Annotated in this window: 17 protein-coding genes; 7 read left to right on the top strand and 10 right to left on the bottom strand. The window is 68.1% G+C overall.

The window, feature by feature from the left end; all coding sequences use genetic code 11:
• Positions 1-779: 779 nt before the first annotated feature.
• Positions 780-1,388, top strand: coding sequence for a hypothetical protein (locus AB0J10_RS00610; protein ID WP_363056274.1), 609 nt, complete (start codon positions 780-782; stop codon positions 1,386-1,388).
• Between the two features lie 68 nt (positions 1,389-1,456).
• On the opposite strand, the gene AB0J10_RS00605 is transcribed toward AB0J10_RS00610, so the two are convergent.
• From AB0J10_RS00605 to AB0J10_RS00575, 7 genes are all read right to left on the bottom strand, one after another.
• Positions 1,457-2,338: a bifunctional DNA primase/polymerase gene (locus AB0J10_RS00605; protein ID WP_363056272.1), complete on the bottom strand. Its 882-nt coding sequence runs from the start codon at positions 2,336-2,338 to the stop codon at positions 1,457-1,459.
• Positions 2,339-2,345: 7 nt separating this feature from the next.
• A complete protein-coding gene (locus tag AB0J10_RS00600; RefSeq protein ID WP_363056270.1) occupies positions 2,346-2,657 on the bottom strand; it encodes a hypothetical protein in 312 nt (103 codons plus the stop codon).
• A 69-nt stretch (positions 2,658-2,726) separates the two neighbouring features.
• Positions 2,727-3,092 carry a hypothetical protein gene (locus tag AB0J10_RS00595; protein ID WP_363056268.1) on the bottom strand — a complete coding sequence of 122 codons (366 nt, stop codon included), beginning with the start codon at positions 3,090-3,092 and terminating at the stop codon, positions 2,727-2,729.
• A gap of 32 nt (positions 3,093-3,124) precedes the next feature.
• A complete protein-coding gene (locus AB0J10_RS00590) occupies positions 3,125-3,763 on the bottom strand; it encodes a hypothetical protein (protein WP_363056266.1) in 639 nt (212 codons plus the stop codon).
• Between the two features lie 342 nt (positions 3,764-4,105).
• Positions 4,106-4,657 (bottom strand): DNA cytosine methyltransferase, encoded by a 552-nt coding sequence (locus tag AB0J10_RS00585; protein WP_363056265.1) that lies wholly within the window; start codon positions 4,655-4,657, stop codon positions 4,106-4,108.
• Positions 4,658-4,878: 221 nt separating this feature from the next.
• Positions 4,879-5,247 carry a hypothetical protein gene (locus tag AB0J10_RS00580; RefSeq protein ID WP_363056263.1) on the bottom strand — a complete coding sequence of 123 codons (369 nt, stop codon included), beginning with the start codon at positions 5,245-5,247 and terminating at the stop codon, positions 4,879-4,881.
• 1,072 nt (positions 5,248-6,319) lie between these two features.
• On the bottom strand, positions 6,320-6,523 hold the full coding sequence (locus tag AB0J10_RS00575) for a MerR family transcriptional regulator (protein WP_363056261.1): 204 nt from the start codon (positions 6,521-6,523) through the stop codon (positions 6,320-6,322).
• A gap of 680 nt (positions 6,524-7,203) precedes the next feature.
• On the opposite strand from AB0J10_RS00575, the gene AB0J10_RS00570 reads away from it, so the two are divergent.
• Complete coding sequence (locus AB0J10_RS00570; protein ID WP_363056259.1) at positions 7,204-7,446, top strand: hypothetical protein; 243 nt, start codon at positions 7,204-7,206, stop codon at positions 7,444-7,446.
• A gap of 421 nt (positions 7,447-7,867) precedes the next feature.
• Here AB0J10_RS00570 and AB0J10_RS00565 read toward each other — a convergent pair whose 3' ends face one another.
• Positions 7,868-9,424 (bottom strand): recombinase family protein, encoded by a 1,557-nt coding sequence (locus tag AB0J10_RS00565; protein WP_363056257.1) that lies wholly within the window; start codon positions 9,422-9,424, stop codon positions 7,868-7,870.
• 103 nt (positions 9,425-9,527) lie between these two features.
• Here AB0J10_RS00565 and AB0J10_RS00560 point away from each other — a divergent pair, with 103 nt between their 5' ends.
• Entirely contained in the window at positions 9,528-10,136 is a 609-nt protein-coding gene (locus AB0J10_RS00560) for an ABC transporter ATP-binding protein (RefSeq protein ID WP_363056255.1), read from the top strand.
• Positions 10,133-12,706, top strand: a complete 2,574-nt coding sequence (locus AB0J10_RS00555) for an FtsX-like permease family protein (protein WP_363056253.1) — start codon at positions 10,133-10,135, stop codon at positions 12,704-12,706. Before AB0J10_RS00560 ends, AB0J10_RS00555 begins: the two co-directional genes overlap by 4 nt.
• A gap of 99 nt (positions 12,707-12,805) precedes the next feature.
• Here AB0J10_RS00555 and AB0J10_RS00550 read toward each other — a convergent pair whose 3' ends face one another.
• Both AB0J10_RS00550 and AB0J10_RS00545 read right to left on the bottom strand, forming a co-directional pair.
• Positions 12,806-13,345, bottom strand: coding sequence for a hypothetical protein (locus AB0J10_RS00550; RefSeq protein WP_363056252.1), 540 nt, complete (start codon positions 13,343-13,345; stop codon positions 12,806-12,808).
• Positions 13,338-13,862: a SigE family RNA polymerase sigma factor gene (locus AB0J10_RS00545; RefSeq protein WP_363056250.1), complete on the bottom strand. Its 525-nt coding sequence runs from the start codon at positions 13,860-13,862 to the stop codon at positions 13,338-13,340. Before AB0J10_RS00545 ends, AB0J10_RS00550 begins: the two co-directional genes overlap by 8 nt.
• A gap of 209 nt (positions 13,863-14,071) precedes the next feature.
• Between AB0J10_RS00545 and mfd the strand changes: the two genes are divergently transcribed.
• From mfd to AB0J10_RS00530, 3 genes are all read left to right on the top strand, one after another.
• Positions 14,072-17,599, top strand: a complete 3,528-nt coding sequence (mfd, locus tag AB0J10_RS00540) for a transcription-repair coupling factor (RefSeq protein ID WP_363056249.1) — start codon at positions 14,072-14,074, stop codon at positions 17,597-17,599.
• Positions 17,600-17,905: 306 nt separating this feature from the next.
• A complete protein-coding gene (locus AB0J10_RS00535; RefSeq protein ID WP_363056248.1) occupies positions 17,906-19,636 on the top strand; it encodes a hypothetical protein in 1,731 nt (576 codons plus the stop codon).
• Between the two features lie 342 nt (positions 19,637-19,978).
• Positions 19,979-20,743 carry an HNH endonuclease family protein gene (locus tag AB0J10_RS00530; RefSeq protein WP_363056246.1) on the top strand — a complete coding sequence of 255 codons (765 nt, stop codon included), beginning with the start codon at positions 19,979-19,981 and terminating at the stop codon, positions 20,741-20,743.
• Positions 20,744-20,863 lie beyond the last annotated feature (120 nt).

Genomic DNA, 20,863 nt, shown 5'->3' with positions numbered 1-20,863 from the left:
CAGGCGGGGCAGTAATAGCGGCTACCGCTCACAGGCTCACACGCCTTCCGCAATCGTCGCAGTCGACGTAATCGGCCCCGGAGTTGGCAGCCTGAATAACGGTCATCCAGTCATAGCGATGCAAGCCCAGGACGCGACACCTTGCCCAGCGTCCGCCCCTGCCCGCTTGTGCGAGCATCCACGCAATCATTTCTCGCCCTCCCTACTGGGCGCCCTGGGGCGCTTCCGCCTGGGTATGCGGTTGCGTCGCGGGTCAGGGTCCGACACTTCCCCGCGGAGAAACGCGCCATGAGCGCGTGCGCCTTCAATGGCTTGCAGTAGCGCCGTTGTCGCGGTGAAAGCCTCGCGGACACCCAACACGCATAGCTCATTGCCTATCTGTATGACGACGTGCTCGCCATCGTGGTCAATCTTCATTGCGCGCCTCGCTCCCGCCGGCCCCCGTCAGACTCGTCCACCGGTCACGAAATGGACGGTAAGCCACACCATGAAACAGAGGAGCAATGCACGGCGCAGACCCAGCCATCCCCTACGCCTCTTGTCCTTGATGGCGAACCACTTCCACACGTGCTCACTCAGAGTGTCACCTGGGCGTTTGTCGAGCAGTGCGCCCGCCTCTAGCAGTAGTCCGGCGACGAGTAGGGCTATCCATGCCCAAGACCAGAACGACATGATCGGTACCTCACTTGAGTGTTGATATGGGTTGCAAGGTTGCAACCCCCTTAAGGGTTCGCTATGTTGGGCAGCGCAAGGGCAGCCGAACGAGAGGGGCAGGGATCATGACCCGCAAGCAGGACGCAGAGCGTTTCGAGGCCCTGGGGCGCATGGCAAAGGTCAAGGTTGGCGACGTTTCGAACGCCGTTGACTTTTGGTACGCAGGAAAAGGCAGCCTTAAGAACCCTGGGACTTACCCTGTTCGCGTCCGGCAGGAGAACGGCGCGCGCAACGTGATCCGGATTGTTCAGGTGGACAACGGCCAGACGCTCACGACTGTGCGCGCTGCCTCCACCATTTGGGCCGCGCCCCTCGCCCAGGACCAGGGCGCGCCCCAGGCGCTCCGCCGGGTGAGTAAGGAAGAGATCCGATCGAGCCTCGCTGCGGATGAGTTCGCCACCCCGGAGGACGCGGACAACGCGCGTAAGGCTCTGTGGAGTGAGACGCCCGTCCACGAAATCATCGTTCCGGCCAACGTCGCCCAGGCCGCAGAGGCGACGATTGATGACATCGCGGAGGCACGCAGGGCGGAGGCCATTGACCAGACTGCCCCTGCCAAGCTCCCCGGCAAGCCTCCGCGGAACTGGGTCGAGCTGGCCCAGTCCGGCAACACGTCCCAGGCGCGCGCCTATTGGGTCCGCGCCTGCCGCCGCTACGCCGACTGCAACGTCTGACAGACAACGTCCGGCCCCGCAGGCTCGACGACAAGGCGCCCCTCGCGAGACAGGCGGGGGGCGCCTCGCTATGCCTTCCTTCCCTGTAGGCGGTAGGCGCTCCGTATGGTCGCCTCCGCCTGCCTGGGCCCCCCGTCGCCCCCTGCGGCTGCGTAGGCGTCCGTCAGAGGCTCTAGGACGTCCTCAAGGGCTATGCCGTCCGCGCAGGCTGCGCGCGCCGCCCACAAAAGGGCCTGATTCCTGTTGCCCTGTGTGGCGTTCTCAACGGTCCCGACGAGTCCCGACAAGGTTCCGCCTCGCCCAGGCTGCCGGAAGGGCGAGGCGAGGCGCACAGGCGGTTTAGAGCGGCAAAGCTCAATGAGCCATCCGGGCGCCGGTCTGATTGGCGAGGCGTTCTCTGCGACGTATGCGCCTTTGGTCGTGAGGCTTCCTGCACCCAGGACGTACCCGCCCCACTCGCCACCGTTGCAGCGGATATCAACTATCCCTTTGGCTATTGAGGCTTGAGACGCTGGGATCTTGTCCGGCCACCAGTAGTAGTAATGGCAACCCATCGATCCGGTACACACTCGGAAGGTGGCGTTGACGTCTGCCCAATCGCCCCCCACGGATTCGCAGACATATCGGTAAACGTCAGTCCCATCAACGAGAGGCCCAAATCTGTCATGCAGTCCCGCATACTGCGTACCCGCCATTTGGTTTGGGCGCTTTGGTAGGTCGCAGTCGACAACGAGTAGAGAAGATGGCTTACAAGCCACTCCGATATTTGCGTCCGGCCAACGTGTCCAGTAGTCAATGATCCTGCCCAGGTCATGCGTTGCGGACTCGCCCCAACGCAGCGTGTATGGCTTATCGGGATAGAGTTTGTGGGGAGTCTTCTCCCCAGGCTCGACAGGGAAGACGTGAAACCCTCGCGCTCTCGCCTGTAGCGCGTACGCAATGAGATTCACGCTGGCCCTAGTTCATCTTCCGACCCGCGCGCTTGAGAAAGGCAGTGCGGATCATGTCGTTGTCCTGGTCGTTAACGGCTCGACCCGCCGCCGCGTAGACAGGGCGCATAGTCTCTGACAGTCGGTCGTACGACATCGGCAGAGGCATGAGCCCACTCCGCGCCTTGTGCGAAAGGTCCCGTGCGTTGTGCTCGCCCACGGCATTCATCATGTGAATGCCCAGCATTTCTATGAACATCCGCTTACACGCGTCGCCCTCATCGCAGGTGACTGCGTCTATGGCTGCGTCCAACACGTTGTGAAGCGTTTCCCTGTCCATGTCTCTCCTGATTGTTCGGGCACGGCAACGGGCCACCCTGCCGCGAGGATGGCCCGATGCGCGTACGGTCTACTTGCCCTGTACTGCCTCAAGGGCAATGCGGAACATGTCCTCTGCCGCAGACAGTTCCTCCGTTGCGTCCTTTACGGATGCCGCGTGTCCGTCGAGCCGCGCGAGGCGTTCGTCGAGCCGTTCGCGCTGGGCGGTAATCTTCGCTCGCTCCGCCTCTACGTCCAGAGAGGAGAGGCGCGCGACTACCGCCTTTGCCTTTTCGAACCGTGCCGCAGCCGCGGGCAGCGTGAGAGGCGCGCGACCCCTACGCCTGGGCGCCTTTACGACGTCGTCAGATTCGGGGGCAGCGTCCGCCGGCCCCTCCTCAATCGAGCCATCCCAATTCTCGTCTTCCTCATACGGCTGCGCGTTTACTTCCTGCATTGTGTTGCCTCTCTCGTGGCGTTATCGGCGGGTCACCGGAAAGGATTGTCCGGGTAGGTGGCGGCAATGAGTCTCATTTGATCCTCTGCCATTCCTGTGACCGGTACCCCCTTGCTCGCAAGGAACTGCGCGAGGGGCGAGGGGCCCTCTGTGGGGGCGGGAGCTGGGGCAGGCGGAGGGACGTAGGCAGGCGCCTGGGGTGCGTACGCCTGGGGCGCTGGGGCCTGGGCTACCGGCTGCGCCTGCGGCTGCGCGAACGGCGCAGTGCGCGGATGCGCCTGCACATAGGCGGTAGCCATTTGGGCATCGGCAGGGGTGAAATCCGCGAGCACGTACGCCCCATCCTTCTGCCCCTGGGAAGGGAGCTTAGAGAGGCGCCCCAGGACCATGGACCCAACCATTTTCCGGAGTTGGGGAACGAGTCCCTTGCCGCCAATGCGCGCCCCTTGCAGGGTTGTTGGCTGCCCTGTCTGCGGGTCCGGAAGGTCAATGATCACAACGTCCGCGGTAACGACGTCGCTCGTCTCCTGCGTGCCGTCCGGACGGCTGAAAGTCTGCGGAGAGACGCTGTCCGGATAGATCAGAAACAGTTTCCCAATCCATTGCGGATTGTCGCGAGGCGCGAACTTATCCGCCTTGCCAGGCTGGTTGAACTGCGGTGGTGTTGTCATGCTCTCTCTTTCATGAGGTACCGAAAGGCCCGGTAAGCCTGTAGCGGTACAACTGTGTTTCCCAGGGCGCGTAGCGCCTCTGTCCGGTCCATGCCGCGGACACCTGAGACCCAGGCGCCCGGTAGACCCATGAACCACTCAAGGAACCGCGGGGAAAGGCGTTTGCCCCCTCGCGGACCTAGCTCAATAGGCACGGGGGCAGGCTGCCCCGTGATGCGTTCCCAGCGCCGTACAGCGGGGGCGAACCGTCCCCAGTCCTTGACCGTGCCCCCATTGCCCAGGCGCGCGAGCGCGGTAACTAGGTCATCGCCCCCCGACCCTGGGCGCGAGGCGCGCGCGTAATCAGCGCCGCGGATGTTGTCTGCCGCCGTTGGGGTTGGCAGGAGTAGCGACACCAAACCATCGGTTTCTGTGGTGCGCGGTTCCCACAGAGGAAGCGCGTAGGCATATCCATTCAAGGTCATACCCGCAGCCGGCCAAGTCCCCTGCGACGATATCGAGTCCCCTTGCCCGGATGGCTGCAACGTTTTCCAGGAAGACGTAAGCGGGTCGAATCGCGCGAACGGCTGCGGCAACGTACGTCCATAGTCCGGAGCGTCTGCCACCTATTCCCCTCCGATAGCCTGCGTGGCTTATGTCTTGGCAGGGGAAACCCGCCACGACGGTTGTTATCTCGGGATGCTCGACCGCTACCGCAGACCAATCAACCTTGGATATGTCGCCCAGGTTGACGGCATCGGGGAAGCGTCGAGCCATGACCCTTGAGGGCCAATAGGCTTTTTCCGCATACAGGGTTACGCGCTCGCCTGTGAGCCGTTCAACGGCATAGTCAAGCGCCCCGATGCCCGAACACAGGGACAGGATCACGGAAGCTCCCGCGATACTGCCCCGCATCGGGCGCACGTCCACGTGAGCGGACCGCGGTTGGCGCTAGTGGACGTTTCCGCCCAGGCATGCAAAGAGGGCACTAGCCAATGCGCTAGCGCCCTCAAGGCAGTTGCTATCACTCGCACCTGTCCGGACCGTGCCGCCTACCGCAGCACTTCCGGCGCTTCCACGCCTTTCCGGACTTGCGAGTGTCGTTACGCTCGCCCGTATGTTTCTTGCCCTTGCGCTTACTTGCCATTGCATCCCCTTTCGCCTTCCTTGTCGCCTGGGGCATGAAACGGGCAGAAACGGCAGTCATCCGCTACGGGCTGGGCGCGCCAATCCGGATTGCCCTTGACTGCCTCCGCTATCCGCTCGACACGCGCCAACGCCTCAATAGCTATGGACGGGTCATAGGGTTCCGTCCAGACGTAAAGGTCATCGAGCGTCCCCGCCTCACGTGGCCATCCGATGATGGCGACGTAATCAACTTTCTCGCCCTTGAGGCGAGCGCCGTACGCGTAGGTGTGCACCTGAACGCGGTAGGTAGGGCTGGGGCCTTTGGTGGTGAGCTTGTCGAGCGACCATCGGCCCATGAGCTTGTGATCTAGGAACATGCATAGGGTGCGGTCGAGTAGATCCCCTGTGCCCTTTGGTACCAGTGCGTTGGGGAACTCTAGGGGTACCTCTACCGCGTACCTACCTGTACCGGCATTCGCCCACACAAACATATCCGCAAGTCCACTATGGACACACGTGCCGACGAATGAGGCCCAGTTATCGCCCCCCGGATTGACAGGGGGTAGCCGCAGTAGCGACATTGCAATACGCCGATCACAGGCAGAGCCGATCTCGCTAGGGCCCAACGTCTTCTGTTGATTCCGTGCGAGGCGGTTCGTATACGCAAAGAATGTCTCTTTGAGACGCGCTGCAATTTCTCTCCCGTGGTCGGTCATGGGTACGGCCTGGGCGAGCACACGCACCGTGCGCCCAGGTTGTTCGAACGGTGGGGCAGGCTGCCGGAATTCAAGGGGCGCCGCGGACGCAAGCGCGACTGTCTGCGTCGGGACACTCGTTGTCGCAGACTCCAAAGGCGGCAAATGGACATCGGACACTGTCCGGTCCCGGTACCTGTCCAGAGTCTGTGTGGCTAGGTCCGGGGCAGAGGCGCCTATCAGGCTCCCCGTAGGTTCCGACGTCGAGCGGTCCGGGGCAGCCGCACTTGTTGACGGAACACAGGTGGTGCGCGTCCGGATGGGGGCACCCGTCCGGGGCGACGAGTCCCTTTCCTGCGGGGTGCCGTCGCTTGGCTCGTTCGATGGCTGCGGCGTAGTCGTCAACGCCTGGGATGGGGTTGTCTGACATGACGCTTTCTCCTCTCCACTTTCGGCCGGCCCCCCGTATTCCTTGCCGCTCATGGGGCATTGTTCGCTGCCCTGGGGGACTATCAGGTGTGTGCCGTAGCGCCCCTCTGCGTCGAGCCTGGGCGTACGTCCACAGGCGGGGCAGTCGGCATAGTCCCTGCCCTTTCTGGGCGCGTCCGACTGGTCCGACGGGCCCGCAGCGATGACGTGCCGCGGGATGAATATGCCGCTCATGTCGCACTCTTTGCCGGGCCCGTTGTCATGCTTGCGGAAGCGCTGGGCAGCCGTAGGGGCGACGTCCTTTAGGCACACGGGGCACCGGTACTTAGTCGGCATAGAGCGCTGCCAAGTGCTCTACTTCCACGGTCATATAGACGCGCTCGCCCCTGCGCAGTACAGGGGTCAGGACGCGTCGTTTTTCCCATCCGCGGACCCGCCTGGGCTTCACTCCGAAATAGCGCGCCACTTCCTCAACGGTCATGAGTTCACCCAAAGGCTCTTGCTCTTGCTTGCGTTGCTTGCGCTTCACTCTTCCGCCCACCTAGCTATATGGCGCTGCATGATGAATCGCGCCTGCGGTCCCGTGATGGATATGGGGCCCATGCGATAGCGCCCCAGGTGCCCAGAATCCGCGTACCATTTCCACGCTTCCGGACTCGTCTTGCCTGCCCGCTTGTGACACAAGAGGGGCAGACCTAGCGGACTGCGACGCTCGACCGTTGCCGAGATTTCCGCCCACCATTTCTCAAACAACGCGGTTTGCATGTGGAGTTCGGTTCTCTGGCGACAGTGCGAACAGTACGAACCTTCCTTGCCGTCCTTGACGCTGATAATTACCGGGGGGACTGCGGACGGCACAGGCTCAACGTCCCCAGGGTCAAACCTTCCGCCCAGGGTGTTGCGCCTCGCGTCTCCAAAACCGCAGTCCGCCCGAAGCCAATTGACAACGGCAGTTTCAGCGGCCGTACCTTTCTGTTTGTTCGGAATGGACATGGCTACCTTTCTTTTGAGTTCGTACAGGAAGGGGGCGCGCTTCCCCGCAACAAACGCACCAGTCACGCGCAACAACGCGCGAGGCTGGGCGGATAATGGAGTTCCAAAGGTGCCCAACTGGGCGCCGGCCACAAGTCATAGGCAAGGGTCCTAGCCTGTCGAGTGGCGAACGAGCGCCACACTGGTAAAGGTGGGAGCGAGAGAAAGGGGGCGCTCATGGCGGACATGACGCAGCCGTTGGCCACGTTTGACGGCAAGGGCGCCAAGCAGGCTGCGGAGGGCGCAGCCGATGAATTGCGGGCTCGTGCCCAGGCGTTGGGCTATGACGTGACAGTGCGCACGGTGAAATCGGAAGCGCACATGCGAGGGGGGCACTACGTGACCCATGCGGTGTGGGGCGTGTTCCTTGCCCCACCGCCCGCGGAGCGTCGCTCTAAGACGCGCGAGGCGTCCGGCTAGCCCCCCGCCCCTGCGCCTGCGCCTCCTGAGGCGCCTACAGGGCGCGCAGGGGCGCTATTCCGGATCTCTGCACAGGTCTAGGTCATCGTCCCGACTGAATCGGTCGTATCCCGAACCGTTGAACGTGTTCCATACAACCGTGATCACCACCTTTTCCTTTAGGCTCACGCACAACGCGATACGATCCGTGTGGATCAAGTGGCAGCCTGCGTACTTCCGGGAGGCAATCGGCCGCACTGGGCGTTCTATTGCCTCGCGCAACTCCGCGGGATCTAGGGCCATGTCGACCGCTCGACTCAGCGCGTGATGCGTGAACGTCCAGTCATCGGCGTTTCGTCGTACGGCCATGCCGTCCCCTCGTGATTGGGCATGCGAAAGGGCCCCCGCCGCTCCCACTGGCAGGGGCCCTAAGTGCGCCTATCTATTGCTTTGGCTTGATGATGATTGTTGCAGTGTCCAACTTTTCCGGGGGTGCATCCTTGAGCTTGCGCCCAGGGTTGCGGGCGGGCGCTTGCATCACGCGGACGTCCACGAGGATGCGCACGATTTCACGCCTGCGCCCCAGGGTCATGCCTGCCCATGTCTCGGCCGCACTCTGACGGGCGAGCGCAAACGGCGCTAGGGGCGACTCCCCTACAGCCTCCGACAGGGTGGCGTCAATCTCGGACAGGCGTTGCCGGATCTTTGTTGTGCCGGATGCCAGTTGTTCGTCATCAATCTCGCCATCCGCATACATGAGTGACAAGCCTCTCTTGCGCTGGTGCAGTGCCGCCCGCTCATCGCGGAGCGCGTCAAGGTCGGCCGCAGGGGTGGAGGGGGCGATAAGGTCAATGACGTCCGGGCGAGACAGGCGCTCAATGATCACTTTCTCCACGTACGCATCTAGGAGTACAGCCGACTGCCGTCCCTTGTTGCATTGGCTGCAGAGGTAGAGGGGAGTTCCGTCGCTTTGGCGCTTGAGGCGTTGCCGCATCAATCCCCCGTCACACTGTCCACACCGATAGATCAGGCTACCCAGCCACTTGGGCGTGTTTCCGGAGGCCGTGCGGCGCGACGGATCACGAAACAGTGTCACCAGCGCTTGCCGTTCCTCCTCCGTGATGATCGGTTTAAAGGCACCCCACCGGACGATTTCCCCTTGCCATACAGCGTGCCCCGCTACCCGCGGATTGGTCAGAATTCCGACGACGGTTTGACGCGACCATTTTTGCCCAAGGATGTTCTTGCCACCTCGCTTTACCGTGCGTCCCTCCATGGTTGATACCGTCGGCAATTCCCGTGTGTTGATATCCCGTAGGATTTGATTCATGCTCACGCCTGCCAAGAGATCATCCTTCCACCTGCGGATTTCATCACGCTCGTTGGGCCGATGTTGGGTCATGTCCAACACGGGTCGGTCCTCATAGACACGATCCGCGATATCCGCCTTTGGGTTGACGCATCGCGAGCGCACGCGCCCAGTGTCAACGCCCCAGCCGTATGGCCGGACGCCTCCGCCCCATTCGCCTGCAAGCGCACGGCGCTTGTGGGACAGGGAGACGCGCTCGCCCTTGTGGCCGGATTCTTCCTCTGCCTTGACGATGTCCCGCAGGAAATCGGCCCTACCGGCTGCGCGCCGAAAGTTGTACTCCCCGCCGCGCTGCATGCTGAACAGGCGGACACCATGGGCGAGGCACAGCTTAATGAATTCTCGCCCCTCGCCTACGTCGCGAGTCAACCGGTCCGCGTGCCAGACAATGACGATGCCAATACGGCCAGCGGCAATGTCTCGCAGTAGCTCTTGATAGCCTGGGCGTTCGCGTTTCAGGCCAAATGCGCTGATGCCGATGTCCTCATACCGGCGCGTGACCGGGTGGCCAATCTCTAGGCCGTAGTCGTCATTCTCGTTGTGCTGGGATGCGACCCCCTTACCGATCTTCTGTTCGTCCAGAGAGACGCGCCCATAGCTCACGCACTGTGACGACAGAGCTACCGACATGGGTAGCTCTGTCCTAATCACTGCGCTTTGCGTCATATTGCCTGTGTACCTCCGCGTAGGCCCCTGCGTCCAGTGCGAGGGGAATCGGGTACACAGATCACGCGTGGGGAAGTCCACGCTGATGCACTGCCTCGCCGGACTCGACACCGTCACCTCGGGGGAGATCCACCTCGACGAGACCGAGATCACCCGGCTGAAGGACAAGAAGCTCACCCGGCTCCGCCGGGACCGGATCGGCTTCATATTCCAGGCCTTCAACCTGCTGCCCACACTCAACGCCCTGGAGAACATCACGCTCCCCATGGACATCGCGGGCCGCAGGCCGGACGCCGCCTGGCTGAACCGGATCGTGGAGACGGTCGGGCTCGCCGACAGGCTGGGGCACCGTCCCAACCAGCTGTCGGGCGGCCAGCAGCAGCGCGTCGCCGTGGCACGCGCCCTCGCCGCCCGGCCCGACATCGTCTTCGGCGACGAGCCGACCGGAAACCTGGACTCCCGTGCCGGCGCCGAGGTCCTGGGCTTCCTGCGCCGGTCCGTCGACGAACTCGGCCAGACCATCGTCATGGTCACCCACGACCCCGTAGCCGCCTCCTACGCCGACCGCGTGCTGTACCTGGCCGACGGCCGGATCGTCGACGAGATGCTCGACCCCACCGCCGAGCAGGTCCTCGACCGCATGAAGGACTTCGACGCCCGGGGACGGACCTCGTGACCGTGCTCAAGACCTCGCTGCGCAACTTCCTCGCGCACAAGGGGCGCATGGCGCTGTCCGCCGTCGCCGTCCTGCTGTCCGTGGCGTTCGTGTCCGGCACGCTCGTGTTCACCGACACGATGAACACCACCTTCGACAAGCTCTTCGCGGTCACCGCCGCCGACGTCACCGTCAGCCCCCGGAGTGCCGAGGCCGACGACGAGAACCCGCAGAGCGGCCGCCCCGAGACCCTCCCCGCCTCGCTCCTGCCGGTGGTGGAGAAGGCCGAGGGCGTGAAGTCCGCCGAGGGCGCCGTCGTCTCCATGAGCGTCACCGTCGTCGACGCCCGCAACAAGAACATGGGATCCAGCAACGGCGCGCCCACGATCGCCGGCAACTGGACGCGGGGCGAGCTGCGTTCGATGGAGATCAGCTCCGGCCACCCGCCGCGCGGCCCCACCGAGGTCATGGTCGACGCCGACACCGCCGGGAAGCACGGCCTGGAGATCGGCGACGAGCTGCGGACGATCGCCGTCACCGGCGACTTCACGGCCACGATCTCCGGTATCGCCTCCTTCAAGGTCACCAACCCCGGCGCGGCCGTCGTCTACTTCGACACCGCCACCGCCCAGCGGGAACTCCTGGGCGGGACGGGCCGGTTCACCCACATCGCGGTCACCGCCGAACCCGGGGTCAGCCATGAGCGGCTGAAGCGGAACGTCGCCGCGGCCACCGGCGGGACGTACCGGCTCCAGACGCAGGCGGAGGCGGCCGACGCGGGCCGCGAGGACGTCGGCGGCTTCCTCGACGTCATGAAGTACGCGATGCTCGGGTTCGCCGGGATCGCCGTCCTGGTCGGCGTCTTCCTCATCGTCAACACCTTCTCCATGCTGGTCGCCCAGCGCACCCGCGAGATCGGCCTGATGCGCGCCATCGGTTCGAGCCGGCGCCAGGTCAATCGCTCGGTCCTCATCGAGGCGCTCCTCCTCGGCGTCATGGGCTCCCTCGCCGGCGTCGGCGCCGGAGTGGGGCTCGCCGTCGGCCTGATGGAACTCATGTCGTCGCTGGGCATGAACCTCTCCACCTCGGATCTGACCGTGAAGTGGACGACGCCCGCCATCGGCCTCGTGCTCGGAGTCGTCGTCACGGTCCTCGCCGCCTACATCCCCGCCAGGCGGGCCGGGAAGATCTCCCCGATGGCCGCGCTGCGCGACGCCGGCACCCCGGCCGACGGCAGGGCGGGACTCGTCCGGGGCGGCATCGGGCTGGTGCTCACCGGTGCCGGCGGCGCGGCCCTGTGGGCGGCGACGAGGGCCGACGAGGCGGCCGAGGGCTCGGTGTGGCTCGGTGCCGGCGTCGTCCTCAGCCTCATCGGCTTCATCGTCGTCGGCCCCCTGCTGGCGGGCGGTGTCGTGCGGGTCCTCGGCGCGGTCGTGCTGCGGGTCTTCGGACCGGTGGGGAGGATGGCCGAGCGCAACGCCCTGCGCAATCCGCGCCGGACCGGTGCCACCGGCGCCGCGCTGATGATCGGTCTCGCGCTCGTCGCCTGTCTGTCCGTCGTCGGCTCGTCCATGGTCGCCTCGGCGACCGAGGAACTCGACAGGTCCGTCGGCGCCGACTTCATCGTCCAGTCCACCAACGGTCCGATCGTGCCGCAGGCGCAGCAGGCCCTGGAGAAGGCTCCCGGCATCGCCCACGTCACCGAGTACAAGAGCGTCAGGGCGACCGTCACCGCCCCCGACGGATCGTCCACCGACGACGAGTGGCTGGTCGCCGCCGACCCGACGTACGCACAGGACCTGCGCCGCGAGACGGTCGCCGGTGAACTCCGGGACGCCTACGGCGAGGACGCCATGTCCGTCGGCGAGACCTACGCCGAGAAGCACGGTGTGGACGTCGGCGACACGATGACCGTGGCGTTCCGTGGCGGCGCGACCGCGAGGCTGAGGGTCGCGGCCGTCACCTCCGACGACACCAACGTCGACAAGGGCGCGATGTACATGGCCATCAGCACCGCCGAGCGGTACTTCACGTCCGAGCGGATGCCCAGGAACATGATGATGTTCGCCGAGGCGGCGGAGGGCGGGGAGAAGGAGGCATACCAGCACCTCAAGGACGCCCTGGCCCCCTACCCGCAGTACCGGGTGCTGGACCAGACCGACTTCAAGCAGGACCTCGAGGACCAGGTCGGGCAGTTGCTGAACATCGTCTACGGGCTGCTCGCGCTCGCCATCGTCGTGGCCGTCCTCGGGGTGGTGAACACCCTGGCCCTGTCGGTGGTCGAGCGGACCCGGGAGATCGGCCTGATGCGGGCCATCGGCCTCTCCCGCCGCCAGTTGCGCCGGATGATACGTCTGGAGTCGGTCGTCATCGCGCTCTTCGGCGCCCTGCTCGGCCTCGGCCTGGGCATGGGCTGGGGCACCGCGGCGCAGAAGCTGCTCGCCCTGGAGGGCCTCGGGGTCCTCGACATCCCCTGGCCGACGATCCTGTACGTCTTCGCCGGGTCGGCGTTCGTGGGACTGGTCGCCGCGCTGGTTCCGGCGTTCCGCGCCGGCCGGATGAACGTCCTCAGCGCCATCGCCACGGAGTGAGTGCGGTTCGTAGGATGAGGCTCCGGCCCGGTGAGCGTCCTCCATGCTCACCGGGCCGGAGCCGTGGCGGCTCCCGCGCCGGTTCCGGCGGGAGGCCCGTCAGCGGCCGCCGGGGGACGGGCTGCCGGAGACCGTGGGCTGCGGCGGGTCGCCCGGGGTCGAGGAACCGCCCGGGGTCGCGGAACCGCTTGGGGTCGCGGAACCGCCCGGGCCGGGCCGCGGGTCTTCCGTGGACGTCGGGGGTGCGCTCGGTGTGGGACCCCCGGCCGGGGGTACGGAGGGGGAGGCGGAGCCGGGCGGTACCGCCGGGGTCCCGGACGGCGTCGACGCGGAGGGCGTGGACACGCTGGGAGAGGGCGTGGCCGGTGTCGCCGAGGTGCCGTTGCCCGAGTCCACGGGCGCCGGCGGCGCCGCCGGCGCGGTGGACCGCGGCGTCAGCTGCAGCGCGGCCACGGTCGCGCCGCCCGCGAGGAGGCACACCGCGCAGGCAGCTGCGACCGCCGTCCGGCGCGCCCGGTGGCGGGCGCCCAGTGCCGCCACGCGGCCGGGCGGCGCGGGCGCGGCCAGCTCCCCGCCCGTCGCGGCCGCCCGCTTGAGCGCCTCCGCCAGCGGGGCTTCCTGCTCGTCGAAGTCAGACACCGTGCTCCTCCGGCATGGTCGCGCCGACCCGGTCGGCCGCGTCGTCGAGATGGGGTGCGAGTGCGGCCCTGGCGCGGAACAGGTGCGATTTCACGGTCCCGGAGGCCATCCCGGTCTCCGTCGCCACCTGGTCCACGGACAGATCGCACACGTAGTGCAGGACGGCCACCCGCCGCTGCCGCTCGGACAGCCGCCGCAGCGCCGCGACCAGCGCGACCGTGCCGGGGTCCGGCTCCGGAACGGTCGGTGCCCGGCCCTCCCGGTGGTGCCGCCCCCAGGCCGCGGCGGCCCGTACCCCGCGCCGCCAGCGGCTGACCGCGAGGCGCCGGGCGACCGTCCGTATCCAGGCCTCCGGACCGGCGTCCGCCCGCAGGGCCGACCGCCGTCCCCAGGCCCGGACGAACGCCTCCTGGACGACGTCCTGGGCCTCGTGGAGGTCGCCGGTCATCAGGTACACCTGGCCCACCAGCCGTTTCACGGAGCGTGCGTAGAACTCCTCGAACTCGTCGTCGGTCACATGCGGCTCCGTGGTGCTGGTCGGTAGGTGAGATCTCAGGCGGTATACGCACCGGGGGCGGGCCCCGGTTTACCCGCCCCGCGGGATTTCCGGCGGGCGTACCCTGGAGATCCCCGGCCCGGCCCTGGTCCTCGACACAGGGCGCCCCAGACGTGTCGGGCTGTTCGCGTTGCCCACCCTCTTACGGAACCCCGGACGGATAACCCTTCATGAGCCTGCACGGTCTGCTCGACGCCGTCGTCAAGGACCCCGCCCTCGTCGAAGCGGTGAAAGCCGCGGGGGACGGTCACCGGCCCCACGTCGACCTGGTCGGACCGCCGGCCGCCCGGCCCTTCGTCGTGGCCGGGCTGGCCCGCGAGGCATCCCGACCCGTGCTGGCCGTGACCGCGACCGGCCGCGAGGCCGAGGACCTGGCCGCTGCGCTGCGGTCGCTGCTCGACCCGGACACGGTCGTGGACTACCCCTCGTGGGAGACCCTGCCGCACGAGCGGCTCTCGCCGCGCTCCGACACCGTCGGCCGCCGGCTCGCGGTACTGCGCCGGCTCGCGCACCCCAGCACGGACGACCCGGCCGCCGGGCCCGTCAGCGTCGTCGTCGCCCCCGTACGGTCGGTGCTGCAGCCCCAGGTCAAGGGCCTCGGGGACCTCGAGCCGGTGTCCCTGCGCACCGGGCGGACCGCCGACCTGGAGGACGTCGTGGCGGGGCTCGCGGCCGCCGCCTACTCGCGGGTGGAGCTGGTGGAGAAGCGCGGCGAGTTCGCCGTGCGCGGCGGCATCCTCGACGTCTTCCCGCCGACCGAGGAGCATCCGCTCCGGATCGAGTTCTGGGGCGACGACGTCGAGGAGATCCGCTACTTCAAGGTCGCCGACCAGCGCTCGCTCGAGGTCGCCGAGCACGGGCTGTGGGCGCCGCCGTGCCGTGAGCTGCTGCTCACCGACGAGGTGCGGCGGCGTGCCGCGGCCCTCGCCGAGGCCCATCCGGAGCTGGGCGAACTGCTGGGGAAGATCGCCGAGGGCATCGCCGTCGAGGGCATGGAGTCCCTCGCCCCGGTCCTCGTCGACGACATGGAACTGCTGCTCGACGTGATGCCGCAGGGGTCGATGGCCGTGGTGTGCGACCCCGAGCGGGTCCGTACCCGGGCCGCGGACCTGGTGGCCACGTCACAGGAGTTCCTGCAGGCGTCGTGGGCCGCCTCGGCAGGCGGCGGCAAGGCCCCGATCGACGTCGGCGCGGCCTCCCTGTGGGGGATCGCGGACGTACGGGACCGGGCGCGCGAGCTCGGCATGATGTGGTGGTCCGTGTCGCCGTTCGCCGTGGACGAGGAGCTGACGGACGACACCCTGACGCTCGGGATGCACGCCCCCGAGACATACCGGGGCGACACCGCCCGGGCTCTCGCCGACACCAAGGGCTGGCTCGCCGACGGCTGGCGCACGGTCTTCGTGACCGAGGGCCACGGCACGGCGTCCCGCACCGTCGAGGTGCTGGGCGGCGAGGGGATCGCGGCCAGGCTGGAGGCCGACCTCGGGGAGATCGCCCCCTCCGTCGTCCATGTCGCCTGCGGCTCGATCGACCACGGCTTCGTCGACCCGGGCCTGCGGCTCGCCGTGCTGACGGAGACCGATCTGTCCGGGCAGAAGGCCGCGGGCAAGGACGGCGCGCGGATGCCGACCCGCCGCCGCAAGCAGATCGACCCGCTCACGCTGGAGGCCGGCGACTACATCGTCCACGAGCAGCACGGCGTCGGCCGCTACCTGGAGATGGTGCAGCGCACCGTGCAGGGCGCCACACGCGAGTACCTGCTCGTCGAGTACGCCCCCGCCAAGCGCGGGCAGCCCGGCGACCGCCTCTACATCCCCACCGACCAGCTGGAACAGGTCACCAAGTACGTCGGCGGTGAGGCGCCCACGCTGCACCGGCTCGGCGGGGCGGACTGGACGAAGACGAAGGCGCGCGCCAAGAAGGCCGTCAAGGAGATCGCCGCCGACCTGATCAAGCTCTACAGCGCCCGGATGGCGGCGCCCGGGCACACCTTCGGCCCGGACACGCCCTGGCAGCGGGAGCTGGAGGACGCGTTCCCGTACGCGGAGACGCCCGACCAGCTGACCACCATCGCCGAGGTCAAGGAGGACATGGAGAAGTCGGTTCCGATGGACCGGCTGATCTGCGGCGACGTCGGCTACGGCAAGACGGAGATCGCGGTCCGGGCCGCCTTCAAGGCCGTCCAGGACGGCAAGCAGGTGGCGGTGCTCGTCCCGACGACACTGCTGGTGCAGCAGCACTTCGGGACCTTCTCGGAGCGCTACTCCCAGTTCCCCGTAGTCACCCGGGCCCTCTCGCGCTTCCAGTCCGACACCGAGGCCAAGGCGACCCTGGAGGGCCTGCGGGACGGCTCGGTCGACATCGTCATCGGCACCCACCGGCTGTTCTCGTCCGAGACCAGGTTCAAGGACCTGGGACTGGTCATCGTGGACGAGGAACAGCGGTTCGGCGTCGAGCACAAGGAGCAGCTGAAGAAGCTCCGCGCGAACGTCGACGTCCTGACGATGTCCGCGACCCCCATCCCCCGGACCCTTGAGATGGCGGTCACCGGCATCCGCGAGATGTCGACGATCACCACCCCGCCGGAGGAGCGCCACCCGGTGCTGACGTTCGTCGGCCCCTACGAGGAGAAGCAGATCGGCGCCGCGATCCGCCGCGAACTGCTCCGCGAGGGGCAGGTGTTCTACATCCACAACCGGGTCGAGTCGATCGACCGGGCGGCGGCGCGGCTGCGGGAGATCGTGCCTGAGGCGCGGATCGCGACCGCCCACGGCCAGATGGGCGAGAGCGCGCTGGAGCAGGTCGTCGTCGACTTCTGGGAGAAGAAGTTCGACGTGCTCGTCTCGACGACGATCGTCGAGTCCGGTATCGACATCTCCAACGCCAACACGCTCATCGTCGAGCGCGGCGACAACTTCGGCCTCTCCCAGCTGCACCAGTTGCGCGGCCGCGTCGGCCGCGGCAGGGAACGCGGCTACGCGTACTTCCTCTACCCGCCGGAGAAGCCGCTCACCGAGACCGCGCACGAGCGGCTGGCGACGATCGCCCAGCACACCGAGATGGGCGCGGGCATGTACGTCGCGATGAAGGACCTGGAGATCCGCGGAGCGGGCAACCTCCTCGGCGGCGAGCAGTCGGGGCACATCGCGGGCGTCGGCTTCGACCTGTACGTCCGCATGGTGGGCGAGGCGGTCGCCGACTACCGGGCCTCCCTGGAGGGCGGCGCGGAGGAGGAGCCGCCGCTGGAGGTCAAGATCGAGCTCCCGGTCGACGCGCATGTCCCGCACGACTACGCGCCGGGCGAGCGGCTGCGCCTCCAGGCGTACCGGGCCATCGCCGCCGCGAACTCGGAGGAGGACGTCAAGGCGGTGCGCGAGGAACTCGTCGACCGCTACGGCAAGCTGCCGGAGCCGGTCGAGAACCTGCTGCTCGTCGCCGGGCTGCGGATGCTCGCCCGGGCCTGCGGGGTCGGCGAGATCGTGCTCCAGGGCCCGAACATCCGCTTCGCGCCGGTGGAGCTGCGCGAGTCGCAGGAGCTTCGGCTGAAGCGGCTGTACCCGCGCACGGTGATCAAGCCGGCGGTCCAGCAGGTCCTGGTCCCCCGGCCGACGACGGGCAAGATCGGCGGCAAGCCGGTGGTGGGGCGTGAACTGCTGGCGTGGACGGGCGAGTTCCTGACGTCGGTCCTCGGCTAGAGCGCGTCTCGAAGGTCCCGTCCGGGCGGGGGCCCCGGCCCTGGGGGCGGACGACGCTGCTTTCGAAACGCGCCCCGGTGGCGATCCCGGCGGCCGGCTCGCGCAGCCCGTGGCGGCTCGCGGCGGCACCCGCGGCCTGCGGCGGCCCAAGACCGCGGTGTGCGGGCGTCGTCGTCCGTTCGGGGCACGGCTCGCCCGGACGGATCAGGCCGGGGCGACGACGGGAACGGGACGTGTTCGGCTTGGCTCGCGAGGGCTGTGTCCCCGCGTGGTCGGCCGTACCGCCCCAGCAGTGAGGAGCCTTTGATGTCTCGTCAGCACGTTCCGGCCGTCGTCGGTCTCGTGGCGGGCGCGCTGGTCACGGTCCCCGTCACTGCCGCCGGAGCCGCCCCGTCGCCTCCGCCGCCCCAGCAGCGGCCTCCGGCGACCGTGCCCGCGGTCCCCGTGGTACCGGCCGCTCCCGGTGTCCCCGCTCCACCCGGGGTGGGGGCTGCCACGCCTCCGGCTCCGGCCGTTCCCGGTCCCGGTACCGCCCCGCCGGTTCCCCCCGCGCCTCCGCTCCTGGCGCCGCCGGCAGCCGCCCCCTCCCCGGCCGCGCCCGGAGGCGCCGTCGCCGGGCCCGAGCGGCCGGGAACCGCGAAGCCCCCCGGTCCCGCGAAGCCGGCCGTACCGGCGAAGCCCGCCGTACCCGCGAAGCCCGCCGTACCCGCCAAGCCCGCCGTGCCGCCGAAACCGCCCGCGGCCCCCGGCGTCATCGACGTACCGTGCTCGGTCCCGCATCTCCTCACCGCGATCCGCGCGGCCAACGGCACGGCCGCCCCGGAGACCCTGCGGCTGGCGCCGGGCTGCACGTACCGGCTGGCGGCGGGGGCCAACCCCTTCCACCCGGTCAACGGCCTGCCGGTGATCACCGGCACGATGACCGTCGACGGTCAGGGCGCGACGATCACCCGTGCCGCGACGGCGCCGAGGTTCCGCATCCTGCTCGTCGGCAGGACGGCGCGGCTGACGATGCTCGACACCACGATCAGCGGCGGCAGTGCGACCGACTGCCCGGCCTACCCGGACGTCCCCGGCATGGCTTGCGGCGGAGGGATCGCCAACCTCGGCCAGATGTTCCTGACCCGCAGCAGGGTGACCGGCAACCGGGCCGAGTCGAAGCTGTACGCGCAGGGCGCCGGCATCGACAACCCCGGCAACGCCACGGTCCGCAGCTCGGTCGTCAGCGGCAACACCGTCGCCTACTCCGGATCCGAGCACGGTGGCGCGGCGGCGGGCGGCGGTATCGCCAACGACGGGCCGCTGACGGTCGAGGGTGCCCAGGTGATCAACAACTTGGCGTGGGTCAGGGAGGACACCGGGAGCTTCGCGTTCGGCTCCGGCATCGCCGCCATGGCGCAGAGCACCGTCAAGAACTCCGTGATCAGGGGCAACCGTGCGTCCGCGCCGGGCGGGTTCGCCCGTGCCGCGGTCACCAACAGCGCACCGGCGGCGTCCGGCCGGATGACCGTCACCGGCAGCTTCGTCCGCGGCAACGTCGCCGACGCCCCGGACGGCGCGGCCCAGGGCGGCGGAATCACCAATTCCGCCCGCATGACCGTCGACAACACCCATGTCAGCGGCAACACGGTGACGGCCCGGGGCGGCACGGCACGCGGCGGCGGCATCCGGCTCGGGCCGCGGAGCGAACTGAAGCTGCTGCGCAGCTCCGTCGTCGGCAATGTCGTCGACGCCTCCGAGGGGGTGGCCCAGGGCGGCGGCCTGGACAACCCGGACGGCGGCACGCTGGAGACCACCCGGTCGAGGATCATCAACAACACCGTCACCGCGCAGGACGGCACGGCGCTTGGCGGCGGTCTCTACCACGCCGTCGGCACGTCCACGCTGGACCGGACCGTCATCAACGGCACCCGCGCCATCGACGGCGGCGGCATCTTCCGGCGGTCCGGGACCGTGAGACTCCTCGGTTCCCAGGTCATGTTCAACACCCCGAACAACTGCAGGCCGACCGACTCCGTGCGCGGCTGCGTCGGCTGACGTCTCCGCGGGGATGACGAATGCCCCGTCCCCCGCGCCCGTCGCTCCCCGGCCGTCGACCTGCTGCCGCGCGGGACGACGCCGGGCATCGGTGACCTCCGGGGCACGGTCCGGCCCCGCGGGGAGGACGTTCACCGCGATCCGGTCCTCGCCCGGGCCGTCGCGCCCCAAGGGCTGTCCGCCGTCACCGGAGGATCAGCGCGGGGCGTCGGACGCGGTGCATCGGAAGGCGGAGGGCCGTCCTCGTACCGGGTGTGTTCGGGCGGTCCGATTACGCGGCGAGGGCCGCGGCTGCCTTTGTGCGCCCGCTGGGGATCACGGGACAGCCCTTAGGATCCCTGCGTGCCCGAATCCCTGTGCAAGCCGCGCCCGGCGCTGTTCGCCGTCGCCCTGTCCGCTGCCGTCCTCGCGGGCTGCGTCCCCGGTTCCGGCGAGCCCGGTGGAGGGGGCTCCGCCCCCGGCCCGCCGGCGGGCCGCGCGGCCGGCCCGCTCGGCAACCCGGACGGTACGAAGCCGGGGCTCGCGCCCGTGACGGCGGACGCGGACAAGGCCGCGGCTCGCAGCCTCATCGGGGAGCTGACCACGAAGGGGCGTGGGCCGAGGACGGGCTACGACCGAGATGAGTTCGGCTACGCGTGGATGGACACGGCGGACGGAGTACCGCTGGCGAGGAACGGTTGTGACACGCGGAACGACTTGCTGAAGCTCCATGGGCGGCATGTCCGGTTCCGAGCTGGTTCCGACTGCGTGGTCGTTTCGATGAACCTGTACGACCCGTACACCGGAAAAGACATCGCCTGGAAGAAGGCGAGGGCGGCCGAGGTGCAGATAGACCACGTGGTGCCCCTGTCGTACAGCTGGCAGATGGGCTCGTCCCGCTGGCCGGAGAGCAAGCGTGAGCAGTTCGCCAACGACGTGCTCAATCTCCTGCCCGTCGAGGGCCGTGCCAACTCCGCCAAGGGCGATTCCGGACCGGCGTCGTGGCTGCCGCCCAGCAAACAGATCAGGTGCGCGTACGCGGTCCGCTTCGCCCAGGTGGCGCTCAAGTACGACCTCGCGGTGACGGCGGCGGACAAGGCGATGATGCTGAAGCAGTGCCAGGACTGAGTGCCGGCACTCAGCCCCGTGGCCGCGCGGACGGAAGGTGAAGGGCTGCCGGCCTCGCCTCGCCGCCCGCCTGCGGAAGGGCCGGGAAGGCCGCCCCCTCCCGCGGCCCTCCCGGCTGTT

The sequence above is a fragment of the Streptomyces sp. NPDC049887 genome (assembly GCF_040656535.1).
In the GTDB taxonomy this organism is placed as follows: Bacteria; Actinomycetota; Actinomycetes; order Streptomycetales; family Streptomycetaceae; genus Streptomyces.
This window is presented reverse-complemented; position numbering and strand designations above follow the sequence as displayed.